General features: G+C 69.7%; 22 protein-coding genes. 11 read left to right on the plus strand and 11 right to left on the minus strand.

Translation table 11 applies throughout. The features are described 5' to 3' along the window. Window positions 1–2 precede the first annotated feature (2 nt). Window positions 3–593: an HAD family hydrolase gene (locus ACPEH1_RS04480; protein ID WP_017357408.1), complete on the plus strand. Its 591-nt coding sequence runs from the start codon at window positions 3–5 to the stop codon at window positions 591–593. Window positions 594–618: 25 nt separating this feature from the next. Beyond that, window positions 619–1,053, plus strand: coding sequence for an Rnf electron transport complex subunit RnfB (gene rnfB / locus ACPEH1_RS04485; protein WP_017357407.1), 435 nt, complete (start codon window positions 619–621; stop codon window positions 1,051–1,053). Window positions 1,054–1,075: 22 nt separating this feature from the next. Here rnfB and ACPEH1_RS04490 read toward each other — a convergent pair whose 3' ends face one another. After that, entirely contained in the window at window positions 1,076–1,423 is a 348-nt protein-coding gene (locus ACPEH1_RS04490; protein ID WP_017357406.1) for a RidA family protein, read from the minus strand. Window positions 1,424–1,581: 158 nt separating this feature from the next. On the opposite strand from ACPEH1_RS04490, the gene mprF reads away from it, so the two are divergent. Continuing rightward, a complete protein-coding gene (mprF, locus tag ACPEH1_RS04495) occupies window positions 1,582–4,140 on the plus strand; it encodes a bifunctional lysylphosphatidylglycerol flippase/synthetase MprF (RefSeq protein ID WP_166473308.1) in 2,559 nt (852 codons plus the stop codon). Window positions 4,141–4,552: 412 nt separating this feature from the next. On the opposite strand, the gene ACPEH1_RS04500 is transcribed toward mprF, so the two are convergent. The 4 genes from ACPEH1_RS04500 to ACPEH1_RS04515 all read right to left on the minus strand — a co-directional run bounded on the left by ACPEH1_RS04500 (window position 4,553) and on the right by ACPEH1_RS04515 (window position 7,471). Further along, window positions 4,553–5,896, minus strand: a complete 1,344-nt coding sequence (locus ACPEH1_RS04500) for a virulence factor family protein (RefSeq protein WP_136003143.1) — start codon at window positions 5,894–5,896, stop codon at window positions 4,553–4,555. Window positions 5,897–5,976: 80 nt separating this feature from the next. Beyond that, window positions 5,977–6,624 (minus strand): DUF998 domain-containing protein, encoded by a 648-nt coding sequence (locus tag ACPEH1_RS04505; protein ID WP_262071697.1) that lies wholly within the window; start codon window positions 6,622–6,624, stop codon window positions 5,977–5,979. Beyond that, a complete protein-coding gene (locus ACPEH1_RS04510; protein WP_026070810.1) occupies window positions 6,621–6,815 on the minus strand; it encodes an oxidoreductase-like domain-containing protein in 195 nt (64 codons plus the stop codon). Before ACPEH1_RS04510 ends, ACPEH1_RS04505 begins: the two co-directional genes overlap by 4 nt. 50 nt (window positions 6,816–6,865) lie before the next feature. Continuing rightward, a complete protein-coding gene (locus tag ACPEH1_RS04515; protein ID WP_017356326.1) occupies window positions 6,866–7,471 on the minus strand; it encodes an HD domain-containing protein in 606 nt (201 codons plus the stop codon). 245 nt (window positions 7,472–7,716) lie between these two features. Here ACPEH1_RS04515 and ACPEH1_RS04520 point away from each other — a divergent pair, with 245 nt between their 5' ends. Then, window positions 7,717–8,868, plus strand: coding sequence for a tetratricopeptide repeat protein (locus tag ACPEH1_RS04520; protein WP_153165211.1), 1,152 nt, complete (start codon window positions 7,717–7,719; stop codon window positions 8,866–8,868). Between the two features lie 9 nt (window positions 8,869–8,877). Here the strand turns inward: ACPEH1_RS04520 and ACPEH1_RS04525 are convergent, their stop codons facing one another. Then, on the minus strand, window positions 8,878–9,213 hold the full coding sequence (locus tag ACPEH1_RS04525; protein ID WP_136003141.1) for a zinc ribbon domain-containing protein YjdM: 336 nt from the start codon (window positions 9,211–9,213) through the stop codon (window positions 8,878–8,880). Window positions 9,214–9,344: 131 nt separating this feature from the next. Here ACPEH1_RS04525 and ACPEH1_RS04530 point away from each other — a divergent pair, with 131 nt between their 5' ends. The 3 genes from ACPEH1_RS04530 to ACPEH1_RS04540 all read left to right on the plus strand — a co-directional run bounded on the left by ACPEH1_RS04530 (window position 9,345) and on the right by ACPEH1_RS04540 (window position 11,526). Then, the gene (locus ACPEH1_RS04530; RefSeq protein ID WP_136003140.1) at window positions 9,345–10,715 is read left to right on the plus strand and encodes an Hsp70 family protein; all 1,371 of its coding nucleotides are present in this window, start codon (window positions 9,345–9,347) and stop codon (window positions 10,713–10,715) included. Between the two features lie 320 nt (window positions 10,716–11,035). Continuing rightward, on the plus strand, window positions 11,036–11,335 hold the full coding sequence (locus ACPEH1_RS04535) for a YkgJ family cysteine cluster protein (RefSeq protein WP_082316410.1): 300 nt from the start codon (window positions 11,036–11,038) through the stop codon (window positions 11,333–11,335). An 11-nt stretch (window positions 11,336–11,346) separates the two neighbouring features. Beyond that, window positions 11,347–11,526: a hypothetical protein gene (locus ACPEH1_RS04540; protein ID WP_017356549.1), complete on the plus strand. Its 180-nt coding sequence runs from the start codon at window positions 11,347–11,349 to the stop codon at window positions 11,524–11,526. Between the two features lie 48 nt (window positions 11,527–11,574). Here the strand turns inward: ACPEH1_RS04540 and ACPEH1_RS04545 are convergent, their stop codons facing one another. Genes ACPEH1_RS04545 through ACPEH1_RS04555 form a run of 3 tightly spaced genes read right to left on the minus strand, consistent with a single transcriptional unit; the run spans window position 11,575 to window position 13,585 of the window. Then, window positions 11,575–12,459, minus strand: coding sequence for a DUF4097 family beta strand repeat-containing protein (locus ACPEH1_RS04545; protein ID WP_026070840.1), 885 nt, complete (start codon window positions 12,457–12,459; stop codon window positions 11,575–11,577). An 11-nt stretch (window positions 12,460–12,470) separates the two neighbouring features. Continuing rightward, window positions 12,471–13,004 (minus strand): hypothetical protein, encoded by a 534-nt coding sequence (locus tag ACPEH1_RS04550; RefSeq protein WP_017356547.1) that lies wholly within the window; start codon window positions 13,002–13,004, stop codon window positions 12,471–12,473. Further along, window positions 13,001–13,585, minus strand: coding sequence for an RNA polymerase sigma factor (locus ACPEH1_RS04555; protein WP_017356546.1), 585 nt, complete (start codon window positions 13,583–13,585; stop codon window positions 13,001–13,003). The genes ACPEH1_RS04550 and ACPEH1_RS04555 overlap by 4 nt, the downstream gene beginning before the upstream one ends. A gap of 122 nt (window positions 13,586–13,707) precedes the next feature. Between ACPEH1_RS04555 and ACPEH1_RS04560 the strand changes: the two genes are divergently transcribed. Then, window positions 13,708–13,896 carry a hypothetical protein gene (locus tag ACPEH1_RS04560; protein ID WP_136003139.1) on the plus strand — a complete coding sequence of 63 codons (189 nt, stop codon included), beginning with the start codon at window positions 13,708–13,710 and terminating at the stop codon, window positions 13,894–13,896. Between the two features lie 79 nt (window positions 13,897–13,975). After that, window positions 13,976–14,557 (plus strand): mechanosensitive ion channel family protein, encoded by a 582-nt coding sequence (locus tag ACPEH1_RS04565; RefSeq protein ID WP_017356544.1) that lies wholly within the window; start codon window positions 13,976–13,978, stop codon window positions 14,555–14,557. 10 nt (window positions 14,558–14,567) lie between these two features. Here the strand turns inward: ACPEH1_RS04565 and ACPEH1_RS04570 are convergent, their stop codons facing one another. Both ACPEH1_RS04570 and ACPEH1_RS04575 read right to left on the minus strand, forming a co-directional pair. Further along, window positions 14,568–14,834, minus strand: coding sequence for a DksA/TraR family C4-type zinc finger protein (locus tag ACPEH1_RS04570; RefSeq protein ID WP_017356543.1), 267 nt, complete (start codon window positions 14,832–14,834; stop codon window positions 14,568–14,570). Between the two features lie 124 nt (window positions 14,835–14,958). Then, window positions 14,959–15,513 carry a DUF2058 domain-containing protein gene (locus ACPEH1_RS04575; protein ID WP_017356542.1) on the minus strand — a complete coding sequence of 185 codons (555 nt, stop codon included), beginning with the start codon at window positions 15,511–15,513 and terminating at the stop codon, window positions 14,959–14,961. 74 nt (window positions 15,514–15,587) lie between these two features. Between ACPEH1_RS04575 and ACPEH1_RS04580 the strand changes: the two genes are divergently transcribed. Continuing rightward, a complete protein-coding gene (locus ACPEH1_RS04580) occupies window positions 15,588–16,085 on the plus strand; it encodes a YgjP-like metallopeptidase domain-containing protein (RefSeq protein WP_017356541.1) in 498 nt (165 codons plus the stop codon). A 61-nt stretch (window positions 16,086–16,146) separates the two neighbouring features. Next, window positions 16,147–16,857: an rRNA pseudouridine synthase gene (locus ACPEH1_RS04585; RefSeq protein ID WP_017356540.1), complete on the plus strand. Its 711-nt coding sequence runs from the start codon at window positions 16,147–16,149 to the stop codon at window positions 16,855–16,857. Window positions 16,858–16,870 lie beyond the last annotated feature (13 nt).

The following is a 16,870-nucleotide window of genomic DNA, read 5'->3' on the forward strand; positions in this document are numbered from 1 at the left end:
GGATGGAACTGGCCCTGTTCGACTTCGACCACACCGTCACCACCTGCGACACGTACGGCCGCTTCCTGCGCCGCGTGGCCACACCCGAGCAGTTGGCGCAGGCGTGGTGGAAGATCGGCCCGTGGCTGCTGGCCTACCGGCTGAAGCTGATCTCCGCCGCGCGCATCCGTGCCCGCGTCACCCGCCTGACCTTCAGCGACCGCCATGCCGACGACATCGCCACCCAGGCCGCCGGCTATGCGCGGGACGTCCTGCCCGAGGTGGTGCGCCCGCAGATGCTGGAACAGATCCGCTGGCACCTGCAGCAGCGCCACACCGTGGTGATCGTGTCCGGTTCGCTGGACCTGTACCTGCGCCCGTGGTGCGACGCGCTCGGCATCGATCTGATCTGCAACCGGCTGGAAATCCGCGATGGGCGCCTGACCGGTCGCTATGTCGATGGCGACTGCGGCCCACGCAAAGTCGAGCACATCCGCCGCCGCTACGACCTGTCGCGCTTCCTGCGCATCCATGCCTACGGCGACAGCCGCGAAGACCGGCCGATGCTGGCCCTGGCCCACGAACGCTGGTATCGCGGCAAACCACAGAAATGACCCTTCCGCGCAGCCGACGCCACGCATGACCACCGCACGCATCCCCTTGGTCGAACGCCTCGACCGCCTGTTGCCGCAGACCCAATGCGGCCAGTGCGGCTACGACGGCTGCCGTCCCTATGCCGCGGCAATGGCACGCGGCGAGGCGGGCGTGGAGCGCTGCCCGCCAGGGGGCGATGCCGGTGCGCGTGCACTGGCGCGGGTGCTGGGCGTGCCGGCCGTTCCGTTCGACCGCAGCCGCGGCGACCATGTGCCGGACCAGCTTGCGCTGATCGTGGAGGCCGACTGCATCGGCTGCACCAAGTGCATCCAGGCCTGCCCGGTGGACGCCATCGTCGGCGGCGCCAAGTACATGCACACCGTCATCGCCGACCTGTGCACCGGCTGCGGCCTGTGCCTGCCACCGTGCCCGGTGGACTGCATCGTGCTGCTGCCCCGCGGCAACGGCTCCACGCCGTAGCGCGGAGCCCTGCCCTGCCGGGTTACGGCAACGCGGCCGTCACCACGATTTCCACCTTCCACGACGGATCGGCCAGCTTGGCCTCCACCGTCGCGCGCGCCGGCGTCATGCCGGCCACGACCCATTCGTCCCACGCGGCATTCATGCCGGCAAAGTCGTTGATGTCGGACAGGAACACCTCGGCACGCAGGATGTGCTGCTTGTCGCTGGCCACCAGCGCCAGCAGCTTGTCGATCTCCGCCAGCACCTGGCGCGTCTGCCCGGTGATGTCCTGGCTGGTGTCTTCGGGGATCTGCCCGGACAGATAGGCAACCTTGTTGTGCACCGTCATCTCGGACATGCGCGGGCCGACGTCGAAGCGTTCCAACATGGCGATTACTCCTGTGGGTGATGAACGCATTGTCGCCGATGCGACGTGAGCGCAGCCAGCACCCTTGGCAAGCGCCGGCATCCGGCGCACGATGCGCCCGCACGCCGCCATGCGCTGCCTTGACTCTCCCATCGCCTGCCCCGGAGCACGCTGTACCGATGACCGACCCCTCCCCGGCTCCCACGCCCTCCCGCGCCGCCTGGCGCCGCGCGGCCACCGTCATCGTCAGCCTCGGCATCCTCGCGCTGGCCCTGCACGGGCTGGCCAACGAATTCGACGAACATGGCTATCGCGCCATCCGTGAGGCGTTCCGCCATCTGGGCGGCGGGCAGATCGCGCTGACCGTGCTGCTCGGCCTGGCCAGCTATGCCTGCCTGATCGGCTTCGACGCGATCGGCCTGCGCCGCAGCGGCAAGCGGCTGCATCCGGCCCGCGTCGGCATCACCGCGTTCCTCGCGCACACCCTCGGGCAGACCCTCGGCTTCGCCGCTCTCACCGGCGGTGCGGTGCGACTGCGCGGCTATGGCGGAGCGGGCCTGTCGCTGGGTGAGATCGGCCAGGTAGTGCTGATGAGCACGTTGGGGTTCGTGTTCGGCGCCTGGGTGCTGTTGTCGATGGCGTTCCTGCTCGAGCCCGGCGCGGCGGCGCTGGCCCTGCCGGTATCGGCGCAGGTCGTACGCGCGTTCGGCGTGGCCGGGCTGCTGGCCTATGCCGTCACCGTGCTGCTGGTCGGCCGCGATGGCCGCACGTTCCGCATCCGCGGCCATGCGCTGTGGCTGCCCGACCGCCGCACCATGCTCGGCGTCACCGCGTTGAGCATGGTCGAACTGGTCCTGGCGGCGGCGGCGTTCTACGTGCTGCTGCCGATGGAGTCGCCCACCGGACTGCCCGGCTTCGTCGGCCTGTATCTGGTGGCGGTGCTGGCCGGGCTGATCTCCAGCGTGCCGGCCGGCCTGGGCGTGTTCGAATGGAGCCTGCTCAAGCTGTTGCCGCAGGTCGCACCTGCGTCCGTGCTCGCGGCCGCGCTGATCTACCGGGTGACCTACTACGTGGTGCCCCTGCTGCTGGCCACCCTGCTCGCGCTTGCACCGGCGCTGCGGCGGCCACTGCGCGCCAGTGCCGGGGCCACCCGCGCCGGCTGGACCGCGCTGCGTCCGTGGCTGCCGCAGATCATCGCGCTGGCGGTCTTCAGCGTGGGCGCCGCGCTGGTCATCGACGGCACGCTGCCCACCCCGCGCCGGCATCTGCTCACCGCCTCGCTGCCGATCCTGGAGACCTCGCACCTGCTCGGCAGTCTGGCCGGCGTGGCGCTGCTGCTGATCGGCCAGGGGCTGCAGCGGCGCAGCCATGCCGCCTGGATGCTGGCGCTGGCGATCTGCGTGATCGCCCCGCTGCCGATCTGGCTGCGCGGCGGCCAGGTGCTGATCGCGCTCTCCGCGCTGCTGGTGGCCACGGCATTGTGGGCCTCGCGCCGCGAGTTCTACCGCCAGGGCGCGCTGCTGGACGAAGCCTGGTCGTGGCCGTGGATCCGCAATCTCGGGCTGGTGCTGGTGGCGGTCATCTGGCTGCTGTTCTTCGTGTACAGCCATGTCGAGTACCAGAACGAGCTGTGGTGGCAGTTCGCGCTGTCCGGCAACGCGCCGCGCGCGCTGCGCGCACTGCTGGTGGTGGCCATCGCGCTGACCATCTTCGGCCTGGCACGGCTGCTGCACAGCACGCGTACCCCGCTGCCGCCGGCAGATGCCTCGACGCTGGACGCGCTCGCACCGATCCTGCAGCGCGCCGAAGACACCCAGGCCTGCCTGGTGCTCACTGCCGACAAGGCGGTACTGCGCGACCCGGCACAGACCGGCTTTGTGATGATGCAGCGCTACGGCGGGTCGCTGATCGCGATGGGCGACCCGGTGGGACCGCCGGAGACCGCACGCGAGCTGATCTGGCGCTTCCGCGAGGAAGCCGACCGGCTCGGTCTGCGCCCGGTGTTCTACCAGGTCGGCGAAGCGCACTGGCAGACCTACCTCGACCTGGGCCTGACCCTGGTCAAGCTCGGCGAGGAGGCGATGGTGCCGTTGCAGGGCTTCACACTGGAAGGCCGCGACCGGGCCGACCTGCGTCAGGCCTGGAACCGCGGCAAGCGCGGCGGGCTGAGTTTCCGCGTGGCCCCGGCCGAGGAGGTTCCGGCCCTGTTGCCGGCGCTGTCGGCCATTTCCCAGGCATGGCTGGACGACAAGGCCGGCGACGAGAAGGGCTTCTCGCTGGGCAGCTTCGACCCGGACTATCTGGCGCGCTTCCCGGTGGCGTTGGTGGAAGCGGAAGGCCGCATCGTGGCCTTCGCCAACCTGTGGCAGGCGCCGGCCGGCCACGAGCTGTCGGTGGACCTGATGCGCCACGTCAACGATGCACCGAAGGGCACGATGGATTTTCTGTTCATCGAGCTGTTCCTGTGGGGCCGTGACCACGACTTCCAGCGTTTTTCGCTGGGCATGGCGCCGTTGTCCGGCCTGGCCCAGCACCGCCTGGCCGGACGCTGGAACCGGTTTGCCAACGTGGTGGCCCGGCATGGCGAACGCTTCTATGGCTTCAGCGGGCTGCGCCGCTTCAAGTCCAAGTTCGCCCCGGTCTGGCGTTCGCGCTACCTGGCCGCGCCGGGCGGCATGCACCTGCCCGCCGCCCTGCTCGACGCCACCCGCCTGATCTCCCTGGACCCGCGCCGATAACGCACCGCCACCGACATCCCGCGCGCTGCGCGCGATAGCCGACCCACGCTCCGCTCTCCCCCTGCCAGGTCACCCCCACGCATGCCCGTAGAGCCGGGCTCTGCCCGGCTGCTCTCCGCACCGCCACCGACACCCCGCGCGCTGCGCGCGATAGCCGACCCACGGTCGGCTCTCCCCCTGCCAGGTCACCCCCACGCACGCCCGTAGAGCCGGGCTCTGCCCGGCTGCTCTCCGCACCGACACCGACACCCCGCGCGCTGCGCGCGATAGCCGACCCACGGTCGGCTCTCCCCCTGCCAGGTCACCCCCACGTACGCCCGTAGAGCCGGGCTCTGCCCGGCTGCTCTCCGCACCGCCACCGACACCCCGCGCGCTGCGCGCGATAGCCGACCCACGGTCGGCTCTCCCCCAGCTACCGCGCCGGAAGATGCGCCAGCAGCGTCTGTGCCAGGCGGTCGTAGTCACCCTTGAAGTGATGGTCCCCGGGCAACCGGATCACCTGCGCGCTGCCCGGCGGCAACGCCGGACACAACGCGTCGCCATCGTCTTCGCCATACAGGCACAGCGTCTTCCCCGGCGGCAGGCGCGCCACTTCGGGGGCGATCGGCAGGCCGTCACCGCCACCGCCCAGCCAGTTGCTGACGTGAAATTCGTAGTCGGCCTTCCGCCCCACCGACATCAACGCAATCATCCCCAGGCTGTCGCGCGTGGCCGGCGACAGCTGGTTGATCGCGGCCGGAAGCACATCCGCGCCCTGCGAGAACCCGATCAGCACCACGCGCTGGCGCTGCCATTGCTGGCGATAGTGCGCAGCGATGCGCTCCAGGTCGCGGGCAAAGCCCTGCGGCGTGCGTTCGCTCCAGAAATAGCGCAGCGAATCCACGCCCACCACCGACACCCCCGCATCGCTCAATGCCGCGGCCACTTCCTTGTCGAGCCCCGCCCAGCCGCCATCACCGGACACGAAGATGGCCAGCGTGTCACCGGGCCTGGACGACGGCACCTCCACCACCGGCAAGCCCTTGAGGTCATCCGGCGGCGGCGCCAGGCTGACACCCTGCTGCGCACCCAGCACCTGCGCGGCGGCCAGCAGACCGGGCAAGGCGTCGCCGCTCGCGGTGCGCTGGAACGGTCGGGCCATCGCAACGCGGCGCAGGAACACCCCCGCATCACCGGCGCGGCAATGCGCCTCACCTGCGGCATTCAACCACGGGAAGCTCAATTCGGTCGGCTGCAGGCGGCCGTGGCTGACGCCCGCACCGCAGACCATGCGTTCGCGCGCGCCATCCGGACAGAAGTCGGTGGTCAGCAGGCCGGCGAACACCTGCGTATCGGCCTGCGCGGCGACCGCGTAAGCCAACTCGGCGCCTTCGCCATCCCCGCCGATCAGCGGCAGGTGGTACCCGGGCAACTGCAGGTACGCCTGGAACCAGCGCGAGAAATTCTCGACATCGCCCGCACCGAAACCGCAGCTGCCACCGCCATCACGTGCCACGCTGCGGCGCAGCCGGGCCACATCGACCACGGCCACCAGCGCGCCCTGCGCGCGCAGCGCGGCCACGCGCGCGGCACTGCGGCCCGGGTCACGGCCCCCATCGAACCACACCACCACCCGCTGCGGATGGCCCTCGGGCAGGTACACCGGGGTGTCCTGGAATCGACCGTGACTGACTGTCCGTGGCGGCGTGGCCGCGGCCGTTGCCGCCGTGCCCACCATCACCAGCGCCAGCACCTTCCCCCACGCGGCTCGCCGCATCGTCTCGCATCCTCGGATAGATGCGCCACACGATACGCCGGTCGCCGGCCAAGGGCATGTACACAGACTGGCCGCAGCGCTCAGCGCCGCGCCGGAGCGGCCTGCACGCGGGTCTGCCGCCACTGCTGCCAGGCAACCGCCAGCAGCCAGGCCACCAGCGCCGCGATCACCACCTTCTGCCCGGCGCCGCGCGGCGGCCCGCGCCACAGCACATGCAGCCACAGCAGAACGAAGCTCAGCCAGGCCCAGCCCCAGGCCGCGCCCGCCCAGCGCGACCAACGAGGATCGGCACGCAGGTACCAGCTCTGCAGCAGCATCGCCACGCTGGCGCACAGGAAGGCGGTATTGGCGGCGATGCCGTGTACCAGCGGCGCCAGCAGCGGTGCATGCGCAGGCAGCCAGCTGTCGCCGATCGCCACGCCCATCAGCCCCACCCCGGCCACGCAGAACAGCATCGGGGCCGCCGCACTGCGGCGCGGCGAGCCACTGCCGGCGTGCAGCGACATGGCCAGCAGCATGATCGCGATCGCCAGCATGCAGTAGGCGCTGCGCAGGGCCAGGCCCCAGGGGCCGTGCAGATACAGGCTCAATGTGGCGCGGACCCAATCCAGGTCGTCACGGGCGACCTGCGTCCAGACCGCGGTCGCCACGAACAGCAGCAGCGCCAGGATGGCCACCTGCGCGAACGCCCCCTGCCAGCGCGGGGACGGTCGCACCGGCCGGCTCACGGCACCTCCGGATGGCGCAGTTTCCAGGCGGCCAATGCGGCGCGGTACTGCTGCAGCTCATCGCTGTACATATCCAGCACGCACAGCGGGCAGCCGCTGCCGCAGCATTCGTTGGGCCCCGGCTCTTCCGGCGGTCGCGGACGCGGATCGGTGGGGTCGGGGTCGGTGGGATCACAAGCAGGCGCAGACATCGTGCGGACGACCAGGCAACGGGTGTGCCGGTCAGTGTAGCCCGCGACCTTCAGCGCTCAAGCAGCCGCCGCAGGTTGGACCGCGCCGGTGCGTCCAGACGCTGGTGGAAAAAGTCGCTCAGGAAAATGCGCGGCTTCATCAGCACCTTCCGCAGGAACCGCTTGCGCTGCATGCGGAACAGGAAGCCGGGCACGTGACCGGCGTACTCTTCTGCGATGCCACGGTCATAGGCGTCGAAGACCGGCGCCGGTGCGCCGAGAATGGCCATGTCGCAATCGAGGAACAACGCGGCCTCGGCATCCACGTCCGACGCAGCCAGCGTGCCGTGGCGCGCGGTCAGTTCGATCAGCTGCACCACCCGTTCGACATCGATGCCCTGCTTCGGCAGCCAGCGCGCGATCGCCTCGCGGGCCAGCTCCGCCGACCGCGCCTCATTGTCGCTGCGCCCGGCGTCGTAGATCGCGTCGTGATACAGCGCGGCCAGCTGCACTTCGGCCGGCGCCTGCCAGCCGGGGCCGTCCACGGCCACGGTCAGGCAGTGCCGCAGCACCGCCTGTACGTGCGCGAAGTTGTGGTACGCCCGTGGCGGCTCGGTGTAGCGGGCTTCCAGCTCGGCGAGCTGGGCAGGCGGCAGCGGAATCGGTTCAAAGCGCATGCACCATGATTGGCCGGCGGGCAGGCGCTGGCAACCCCGTGCCCGTCCCTGCGCCCGGCGTTTTTTTCACCACCGTCGTGACGCCCTTGCGGCGCAGGCGCCGCCGACGGTTATCCACATCTTTACCCGGTGCCCATCCACACCGGCTGTGGATGGCCGGATACGCCGATGAGCGGCGTGCGCACCGCCCACGCCGGGCATAGACTGGCGGCGACTGGCCCCAGCCCTGCTGCGAGGAGACCGCCATGACCGGTAGCACCGCCCTGCTGTTGAGCCTGGCCCTGGCCGTGCCCGGGCTGGCCGTCGCCGCCGACGCAACGGCGCCGCCGCCGGCTGCCACCCCCCTGCCCCCGGTGTCGGTCGTGGCCACCGGGCCGATCCCCAGCCCGGACCAGGTCATGGCCATCCCGCCGGCGCTGCTGGCCCTGCTGCACGCGCGCGTGATCACCCCGTCGCTGTCGCGCGAGCAGCGCCTGCAACGTCTGATCACCCTGATCTTCGATGCGCAGGGCATGAACCTGGGCTACGACGCCGACGCCACCCTCACTGTGGCCGAGACCTGGGAAACCCGGCGGGCCAACTGCCTGGCCTTCACCCTGCTGTTCGTCAGCCTGGCCCGCGAGGCCGGCATCGATGCGCACGTGCAGGAGGTCAACCAGGTGGTGTCCTGGTACCAGGACCAGGGCGTGATCTACAGCGTTGGCCACGTCAATGCGGGCGTCAACCTGGGCGGCCGCAGCGCGGTCGTCGATCTGGACCGCAACGTGCTGTACGACCGCGAGGGCCCCAGGCAGATCACCCGCGAACGTGCGTTGGCGCATTTCTACAACAACCGCGGCGCCGCCCGCATGGCCGCCGGCGACCTGGTCCTGGCACGCGCCTACTTCCGCCAATCGCTGCAGATGTCACCGGAGTTCGCCTCGGGGTGGAACAACCTGGGCGTGCTGGACACGCGCGAAGGCCGCCTGCAGGCCGCCGTGGTCGACTTCAGATCCGCCCTGCGCTACGCGCCGCAGCATGCCGCGGCGCTGTCCAACGCCAGCACGCTGTACACCCGCATGGGCGACACGCGTGAGGCCGAGCGGCTGTCGCGCCGGCTGGCGCTTGTGCACCGTCGCGACCCGTTCGTGCAGTACATGCTGGGCGCCGACGCGGAGAAGAAGCAGGACTATGCGCAGGCGATACGCTATTACAAACGCGCCGTGCGCCTGTACGAGGAAGCGCACCAGTTCCACTTCGGCCTGGCCCGCGCCTACTTCATGGTCGGCGATACGCAGCATGCCGGCGAGGAGATGCAGCGGGCGCGGGCGCTGGGCGGGGATGCGCTGCAGCAGCGCTACCAGGCCAAGCTGGACAGTCTGAACCGCTGGCGCCTGCAGAACGTGCAGGCGCGATGACCGCCGCGATCAGGCCTTCTTGAGGAAGCAGGTCTTGAGGACCAGGCCCTTGATCTTGTCCGAGTTGCCTTCGATGTGCTCGGCGTCGTCATCGACCAGGCGGATGTTGCGGATCACCGTACCCTGCTTGAGCGGGATCGAGGACCCCTTGACCTTCAGGTCCTTGATCACCGTGACCGTGTCACCGGCCGCCAGCGCATTGCCGTTGCTGTCGCGGACGACCAGCGCCTGCCCGGCGCTTTCGCCGGCGGTCCACTCGTGGCCGCAGTCGGCACAGATCCACAGCGCGCCATCGGCGTAGGTATTTTCCAGGGTGCATTGGGGGCAGGCGGGAACAGCGGACATCGGGACAACCTCGGGCATTCAACGATCACTATTGTAGCCTCCCGGTGGCACCCGCTGCCCCAGCGCCCTTGCGCCGGCGGGCGCCTTGCCGCACAGTGCGCGCCCCCTGACCACCGGCCCGGCCCTCCCGCATGAAAATCGGCATCGACTTTGGCACCAGCAATTCCGCCGCCGCGGCAGTGGTCGACGGCAAGGTCGTCCCGATCCAGTTCGGGCAGGCGCAGCAGTTCCGGACCACGGTGTACTTCCCCGAGGTCATGCGTGACCCCAACGATTTCGAGCTGACGCCGGCGCTGGAGCACGAACTGGCCCGCCTGGTCGACGCGGCAGCGCGCGACGCCCGCGCCGCGGGCCAGGAACGGCCGCACGACGCGCTGCGCCGCGAGGCGCTGCGGGTGGTGCGGCGGCAGTGGATGGAAGAGCAGATGCGCGCACCGCTCAGCTCGACCACCCTGCTGCAGAACGCCGTGTACGGCGACGATGCGCTGGAAGCCTACTTCGAAGAGAACGAGGGCAACCTCGTGCAGAGCCCGAAATCGATGCTGGGCTACAACCTGCATCCGCGCGCGCGGCAGACCATCACCGGTATCGCCACCCACATCCTGGAACACATCCGTCTGACCGCCTCGCGTCAGTTCGACACGCCGGTGCGCACCGCCACGCTCGGCCGCCCGGTGCAGTTCCGCAGTTCGATCGGCGAGGCAGGCAACGCACAGGCCCTGGAGATCCTGCACAGCGCAGCGATCGCCGCCGGCTTCGACAGCGTCGACTTCCTCGAGGAGCCCGCGGCGGCGGCCATGCATTACCACGCCGAAAGCACGCAGGAACACGATGCGGTGGTGGTGGACATCGGCGGCGGCACCACCGATGTCGCACACGCCCGCGTCGGCGGCCCCCGGGCGCCGCGCATCCACCGCGCCTGGGGTATCGCGCGCGGCGGTACCGACATCGACCTGGCCCTGAGCCTGGGCGGCTACATGCCGCTGTTCGGCCGCAACATCACCCGCGTACCGACCCACCACTACGTCGAGGCGGCGATGGTGCAGGACATGACCCGACAGCGCGATTTCCGCCAGCACGACTACCGCGACGTCGACGCCCCGTTCGGCAAGCGCCTGCAGGCCCTGCAGGACACCGGCAACACCGCGCGCCTGTACCGCGAGGTGGAGCGCTGCAAGATTGCCCTCAGCAGCGAGCCGGGCCACCGCAGCGCACTGGACTTCATCGAACGCGACCTGGCCGTGGACGTCGACGCTCCGCGCCTGGAAGCGGCCGCCAGCGGCTACATGGGTGAACTGGCCGGCCTGCTGGCGCAGGTCCGCGCTGACATCGGCCACGATCCGGCGGCGGTCTTCCTGACCGGCGGCATGTCGCGCGCCGGCTACCTGCAGCAGGCCGTCGCCGCCGCCTTCCCCGGCGCCACCCTGGTGCGCGGCAACCCGTCCTTCGGTGTGGTGCACGGCCTGGCATGGGCGGCGGCGGAACCGTCAGTGGCCGGCTGAGGCGGGCCGCACCAGACCGCCGAAGCCCTTGTCGCACAAGGCTTTCGCCGCGTGAAGCGCGCGCATTAACAAAACGTTACGCCGAAAGCGCTATCATCTTTCGGCTTCAATGCGCAATGCGCATGACCTTCCGGGCCTGATCCAGGCCACTGTCTCTGTCGATGCTGCCGCCCCGTGGACCCGTCCTGTGGCGCCGGGATCGTTTTTACGCTGCGATCCGGCTCGTTCCCAGCACGCACTGCCCCGAGCCGCCAAGAGAGATTCCATTGGGCGAACGCCTGGCTTCACCAGCCCCTTCCATCGTAGCCGAACCGGACCCCATCGACTGTCGCCGCTGCGACGCGGTGTGCTGCCGGCTCTCGGTCACGGTGATGCCCGACGACGCGGTTCCCGGCCATCTGCTGGATACCGACGAACTGGGCCGCACCGTGATGGCGCGCAACGACGAAGGCTGGTGTGCCGCGATCGACCCCTACCATCTGCGCTGCACGATCTATTCGCAGCGCCCCGCGATCTGCCGCCAGTTTTCGATGGGCGGCGATGACTGCCGCACCGTGCGGCAGGACTACCGTCGACAACAGCACGATCTGTCGACGCTTTTTTCACCGATCCACCCATAGCAGGAGCATCCATGGCCCGTACGCCAAAGACCTCCCCCAAGGCAGGCAACACCGTTCGCGTCGACCGCAAGCAAGGGTCCAACACCGCCGTCAGCAGCGCCAGCATCGCTGCCGACCTGGCTGCCTTCCGCAAGGGCGGCGGCAAGATCGAAGTGCTGGGCAACACCCTGGCGCTGAAGAAAGCCGGTTGACCTCGCAGCCGACCGCACCGGCCCTGGCCGGTGCGGTGGCCGCACGACTCAGCGGCGGAGCGTGACCCGCACGCTGCCCGAGTGGGCATTGATCGAGACGTCGCCGTCACCGCCGCCCAGACGCGTATCCAGGCTGCGGCCCGGACCATAGCGCGGCCGTTCCACCTTTCCCGCATCGGACTGGATGCCACCACTGAACGTTTTCACGTTCAACTGCGCCGACACCATCGCCGGCAGTGCCAGCCCGACCGACCCGCTGACTGTCTGCAGCGCGACCTTGCCGCCCGGCGCCAGACCGCCCACGGCCACGTCCACGCTCCCCGACACCGCTTCAGCGCTCAAACGCTGTACGCGTTCGGCTTCCACACGGATGCTGCCGGACACCGTTTCCGCCGTGATCTCCCCGCTGATGCCGCCGCCGGCCTGCACCTGGCCGCTGACTGCGCGCACCTCCAGCCGTGGCGTCTGCACGCGTGAACGGATGCCACCGCTGACGGTGCCCAGCGTGGTCTCGCCGCTGCGTCCCGCTGCCGCGATGTCGCCACTGACGGCATTGGCCTGCAGGCGACGCACATCGACCTCGGACACGTCGATATCGGCGCTCACCGTGCCCAGCTGCACCTCCACCGCACGCGGTACGCGCAGCGTCAGCGTGGCACCGCCCCGGGTGTTGCTGTTGCGCGGGTAGACCACTTCCCAGCGCACGCGGTTGGTGCTCTTGTCCTGCTTCAGGGTCAGCCCGTCGGCCATCGAGCCGCTCAGCGCCACCTCGTTGCGGTCCCAGCCGCGTACGGTGACCTTGCCGGCGATATTGCTCACTTCCACCCGCCCGCCCGCCGCCAGCGGATGGCGCTCGTCGACGTGGGTATCGGCCAGCGCCGCCAACGGCAGCAACAGCGCCAGGGTGGCACTCAACGGCAACAGGGTACGCATCGGATTCTCCTTCATGTGGGCATGCCAGTGGCGGCCATCACCGCCTGCTGGGTCAGTTCCAGCCGCAGCGCATAGGTACGCTGCAGTTGCCCGAGCAGATAGCCCGAGCGCGGATTCTCGGCGATGGCCGCGCGGATGCTGCGCGCGCTGGCATCGAGTTCGTGCAGCGCCGGCTGGTAGTCGCCGGGCAACGTGGCCGCCGGCAACGCCGCCATCGCCTGCTGGTACTCACCGGCCAGGACATCGGCCTGCCGCTGCAGCATCGACGGCGGCGGGGTATGCGGCGTCGGCATCGGCACCACCACCAGCACCGCCAGTGCCGCCGCCAGGCCGAGCCCCACGCCCAGCGCCCAGCGCCGTGGCCGGCGCCGTGCCCTCTCTGCTGTGACCGCATCGGCCGGCACGGCAGCCGGCACCGCATCCAGGCGGCGCAGTTGCGCCTCCTCGTGCAGCTGCGCGGCGATACCCTGCCACACCCGTGCCGGGGGCACCCGCTGGTCGGGCAGCGCCCGCAGGCGCGCGCTCAGGTCGTCATGTTCGTTCATGCGGATTCTCCAAGGCGTGCGCGCAACAGACCGCGCGCACGGTGCAGCTGGGCTTTGGAACTGCCGACCGCCATCTGCAGCTGATCGGCGATTTCATGGTGTTTCCAGCCCTCGATATCGTGCAGCACCAGTACCGCGCGCGCACGCGGCGGCAGGGTTTCCAGCGCGCGCTCCAGGTCCATCACAGTGCCCGCGCAGCGGTCGGGCGCCACCAGCGCCGCCATTGCATCGGCGCTGTCCTCGCCGGTTTCCAGGGCATCTGCGCCGGCGCGCCCGCGCAGTTCCATCAATGCCGCATTGACGCCCATCCGGTGCAGCCAGGTACCCAGGCTGCTCTCGAAGCGGAACGTGGGCAGCGCGCGCCACGCCTGCAGGAAGGTCTCCTGCAGCGCATCCTCGGCGCGCGCCGCATGGCCACCGCAGAGCCGCCACAGCACCGCGTTCAGACGCGGCGCATGGCGTCGGTAGATGCGTTCGTACGCGCCCATGTCACCAGCGACGGCGGCACGCACCAGGGCGTGGTCGTCGGCGCTGTCGGCCGGGTCGGCGAGGCGGGGAGCGGGCATGGTGGCGTCGAGCATATCCGTTGGATGCCACCGGCACCGAAAAGGTTTAAGCGCATCATCGACCGGGATGTTCAAACCTTTTCGACGTTGGCTGCATCCAAGCCTGTGTTCCACTCCGGTGGCCATCAGGAACTGTCATGTCATCCAGTACGTGCGCATTGTGGTTGTCGCTGGCGGCGTGGTCGCTGACCGGCGGCCCGTGGTCGGTGCAGCTGCACCTGCAGGACGAGCATCCGGACATCTGCGTGCAGACGGGCGGCCAGACGCCACAGTGCGTTTCCACGCTGCTGCGGCACCTGGCAGTCGCCCTGCCGCGCTGGGCCTGAGCGGGCATGCGGCCGCGCGCATCGCCGCGCATTAAGATGGGTCCTTGTCTGCCGCACCCCGCAAGGAAATGTGTCCCCCATGAAAGTTCGCCTGCCCGCCTGGACCCACGATTGGCTGCAGTACGTGGAGCCCGCCGGCCTGATTCTGCTGACCATCGCCGTCGCCTGGCTGCTGCGCCTGATTGGCCGCCGGTTGATCCGCCGTCTTGGCGAGCACTACACGCTGCCGCCGGAAATGGTGATGGGCGCGCGTCGGGTCACCGGCTTCGTGGTCTATTTCGCCGCGCTGCTCACCGTGCTGAACATCCTCGGTGTTTCGGCCACCGTGCTGTGGACGGCCTTCACCGGCTTCGCCGCCGTCGGCGCGGTCGCCTTCTTCGCCGCATGGAGCGTGCTGTCCAACATCTTCTGCACACTGCTGATCTTCACCACCCGGCCGTTCCGCCTGCACGACTACATCGAAGTGCTGGAGAACGGTGAAAAGCCGGGTCTGAAGGGCCGGGTGATCGACGTCAACCTGATCTACACCACGCTGCAGGAAACCGACGGCGGCCATGAAGGCACGGTGCTGCAGGTGCCCAACAACATGTTCTTCCAGCGCACGGTGCGCCGCTGGCGCGACCCGGCGCAGGCACCCGGCGGCATCCAGGGCGACGGGTGATGCCCACGGATCAGCGCAGCTGGCTGTCCTTGCTGCCGCGGCGGTTGTAACCGCCGCCGTCGTGCTGTGCGGCGTCGTCCGCCTCCTGGCAGCGCACGCACAGACGCACCCCGGGTACGGCCTTGCGCCGCGCCTCGGGTATGGGGGCCTCGCAGTGTTCGCAGTGCGTCAGCCCCGGGCCCTGCCCCAGCTGCGCGCGGGCGCGCTGAATGGCGTCATCGACCGTGGCGTCGATCTGGTCCTGGACCGCGCCGTCGCCTGCCCACCCTGTCGCCATGTTGTGTCTCCCATGCCGTATCAGGCCCCCAGCATAGACCCGCACGCATGACCGGGCCCAACGTGCGGCTGAACGCACGGGGGCGGCCCCACCCGCGGTCGACGCTGCCGGACTGCCGGCGCGCTTACCAGACCAGGTCGTCCGGGACCTGGAACTGCGCGTAATACGCGTCGTCGTCGGCGTTGCCGGTGCTGGGCTCGCTGCTGCCCGGCTGGGCGTTGTCGAGCACGATGGCGCCGGGATCGCGCTCGCGCACCTTGTCGGCCGCCGCGCGCGGCAGCAGCTCAACGCCCTCGCCGAAGCGGGCGATGACCAGCGCGCCCGACGCCAGCTGCCTGCGCAGCAGGGCATTCACCAGCAGAGTGCGGATCACGGTACCGTCGTTGAAGCGGTATTCGATCTCCCCGTCGCGCTTGACCTTGTTGGTCTCGATGATCTGCCGCACCTGCGCCTGCAGTTCCTGGGCGCGCGCCTTTTCCTTGCGCTCGGCCTCCAGCGCGCGATCGCGTTCAGCCTTTTCCGCGCGCGCCCGTTCGGCCTCGCGCTGGCTTTCGCTGGGCGCAACCGGGGCCTTGCCGTGACGGGCCTTGACCTGTTCACGCGCGGCCTGTGAGACCTGGGACTTCTTGACCAGCCCGGCCTTGAGCAGCTGCTCCTGCAGGGGATTCGCCTTCGCCATACGCCTTGCATCTGTTTTTGCGGGATTCCGGGGGCCATCATACTGGTCTGCCCGCCCCACCCCAACCGCTCCCCGTGACCGCCCTGAAGTACCTTGCCGGCTACCCCGACGCCCTGCAGCAGCAGGTGCGGGAGCTGATCGCGGGCGACCGCCTGGGGCCGTGGCTGCAGCGCCGTTACGCCGACCTGCATACCGTGCGCAACGACCGCCAGCTGTACGACTACACCCAGGACCTGAAAGACCGCTACCTGCGCCAGTCCGCCCCGCTGTCCAAGGTGATCTACGACAGCCGGCTGCAGGTGCTCAAACACGCCCTGGGCACCCACACCACCGTCTCGCGCGTCCAGGGCAGCCGGCTCAAGGCCAGCCGCGAAATCCGCATCGCCACGGTGTTCCGCGATGCCCCGGCCCCGTTCCTGAAGATGATCGTGGTACATGAACTGGCGCACCTGAAGGAATCGGACCACAACAAGGCCTTCTACCAGCTCTGCACGCACATGGAAGCGGATTACCACCAGCTGGAATTCGACCTGCGGCTGTACCTCACCCACCTGGACGGTACCGCCGGCTGACGCCCGGCCGCCCCCACCCAGTACACTCCCCGCCCGCTTCCCGCTTTTCGTTGCCTGCCCGATGACCGACCCGATCCGACTCGACAAACGCCTGACCCAGCTGATCGGCTGCTCACGCGGCGACGCCCAGCGCTACATCGAGGGGGGCTGGGTGACCGTGAACGGCAGCGTTGTTGAACAGCCCCAGGCGATGGTCACCGACGAGGTCATCGTCCTGCGTGACAACGCCGAAGCGACCCGCGCCGAAACGGTGAGCATGCTGCTGCACAAGCCCGCCGGCATGCCGGCCGACGCACTGTGCGCCCTGGTCACCCCGGACACGCGCAGCGAACTCGACGCCACCGGCGTCACTCTGCTGCAGCGCCATTTCCACGCCCTGCAGCTGGTCATGCCGCTGGCGGACGAGGACAGCGGCCTGGTCGTGGTCAGCCAGGACGGGCGGGTCGTCTCGCACCTCAAAGACCGCGGCGCCACGCTGGAGCAGGAGTACCTGGTGGAAGTCACCGGCGAGCTGGTGCCCTACGGCATGAAGCGCCTGGCGCACGGCCTGAGCTTCCGCAACTGGCCACTGCCACCGTGCAAGGTCAGCTGGCAGAACGAAACCCGCCTGCGCTTCGCCATCAAGCCGGTACATCCCGGCCAGCTGCGCGACATGTGCCGCCAGGTCGGCCTGGAGGTCGTGAGTGTCCGCCGCCTGCGCATCGGACGCGTGGCGATGGGCAAGCTCGTTCCCGGCCAGTGGCGCTACCTCGCCCCCGACGAGCGCTTCTGATCGACCGGCCCCG

This window comes from Stenotrophomonas sp. NPDC077421, from assembly GCF_049545505.1.
In the GTDB taxonomy this organism is placed as follows: domain Bacteria; phylum Pseudomonadota; class Gammaproteobacteria; order Xanthomonadales; family Xanthomonadaceae; genus Stenotrophomonas; species Stenotrophomonas nematodicola.

Bases quoted from the DNA above. Each gene is read 5' to 3' on its own strand.
- ACPEH1_RS04515 (WP_017356326.1), bottom strand. From the start codon at position 7,471: ATGCGCTTTGAACCGATTCCGCTGCCGCCTGCCCAGCTCGCCGAGCTG.
- ACPEH1_RS04585 (WP_017356540.1), top strand. From the start codon at position 16,147: ATGACCGACCCGATCCGACTCGACAAACGCCTGACCCAGCTGATCGGC.
- ACPEH1_RS04490 (WP_017357406.1), bottom strand. From the start codon at position 1,423: ATGTTGGAACGCTTCGACGTCGGCCCGCGCATGTCCGAGATGACGGTG.
- ACPEH1_RS04540 (WP_017356549.1), top strand. From the start codon at position 11,347: ATGGCCCGTACGCCAAAGACCTCCCCCAAGGCAGGCAACACCGTTCGC.
- ACPEH1_RS04550 (WP_017356547.1), bottom strand. From the start codon at position 13,004: ATGAACGAACATGACGACCTGAGCGCGCGCCTGCGGGCGCTGCCCGAC.
- ACPEH1_RS04530 (WP_136003140.1), top strand. From the start codon at position 9,345: ATGAAAATCGGCATCGACTTTGGCACCAGCAATTCCGCCGCCGCGGCA.
- ACPEH1_RS04525 (WP_136003141.1), bottom strand. From the start codon at position 9,213: ATGTCCGCTGTTCCCGCCTGCCCCCAATGCACCCTGGAAAATACCTAC.
- ACPEH1_RS04560 (WP_136003139.1), top strand. From the start codon at position 13,708: ATGTCATCCAGTACGTGCGCATTGTGGTTGTCGCTGGCGGCGTGGTCG.
- ACPEH1_RS04520 (WP_153165211.1), top strand. From the start codon at position 7,717: ATGACCGGTAGCACCGCCCTGCTGTTGAGCCTGGCCCTGGCCGTGCCC.
- ACPEH1_RS04500 (WP_136003143.1), bottom strand. From the start codon at position 5,896: ATGCGGCGAGCCGCGTGGGGGAAGGTGCTGGCGCTGGTGATGGTGGGC.
- mprF (WP_166473308.1), top strand. From the start codon at position 1,582: ATGACCGACCCCTCCCCGGCTCCCACGCCCTCCCGCGCCGCCTGGCGC.
- ACPEH1_RS04480 (WP_017357408.1), top strand. From the start codon at position 3: ATGGAACTGGCCCTGTTCGACTTCGACCACACCGTCACCACCTGCGAC.
- ACPEH1_RS04510 (WP_026070810.1), bottom strand. From the start codon at position 6,815: ATGTCTGCGCCTGCTTGTGATCCCACCGACCCCGACCCCACCGATCCG.
- ACPEH1_RS04570 (WP_017356543.1), bottom strand. From the start codon at position 14,834: ATGGCGACAGGGTGGGCAGGCGACGGCGCGGTCCAGGACCAGATCGAC.
- ACPEH1_RS04565 (WP_017356544.1), top strand. From the start codon at position 13,976: ATGAAAGTTCGCCTGCCCGCCTGGACCCACGATTGGCTGCAGTACGTG.
- ACPEH1_RS04575 (WP_017356542.1), bottom strand. From the start codon at position 15,513: ATGGCGAAGGCGAATCCCCTGCAGGAGCAGCTGCTCAAGGCCGGGCTG.
- ACPEH1_RS04555 (WP_017356546.1), bottom strand. From the start codon at position 13,585: ATGCTCGACGCCACCATGCCCGCTCCCCGCCTCGCCGACCCGGCCGAC.
- rnfB (WP_017357407.1), top strand. From the start codon at position 619: ATGACCACCGCACGCATCCCCTTGGTCGAACGCCTCGACCGCCTGTTG.
- ACPEH1_RS04545 (WP_026070840.1), bottom strand. From the start codon at position 12,459: ATGCGTACCCTGTTGCCGTTGAGTGCCACCCTGGCGCTGTTGCTGCCG.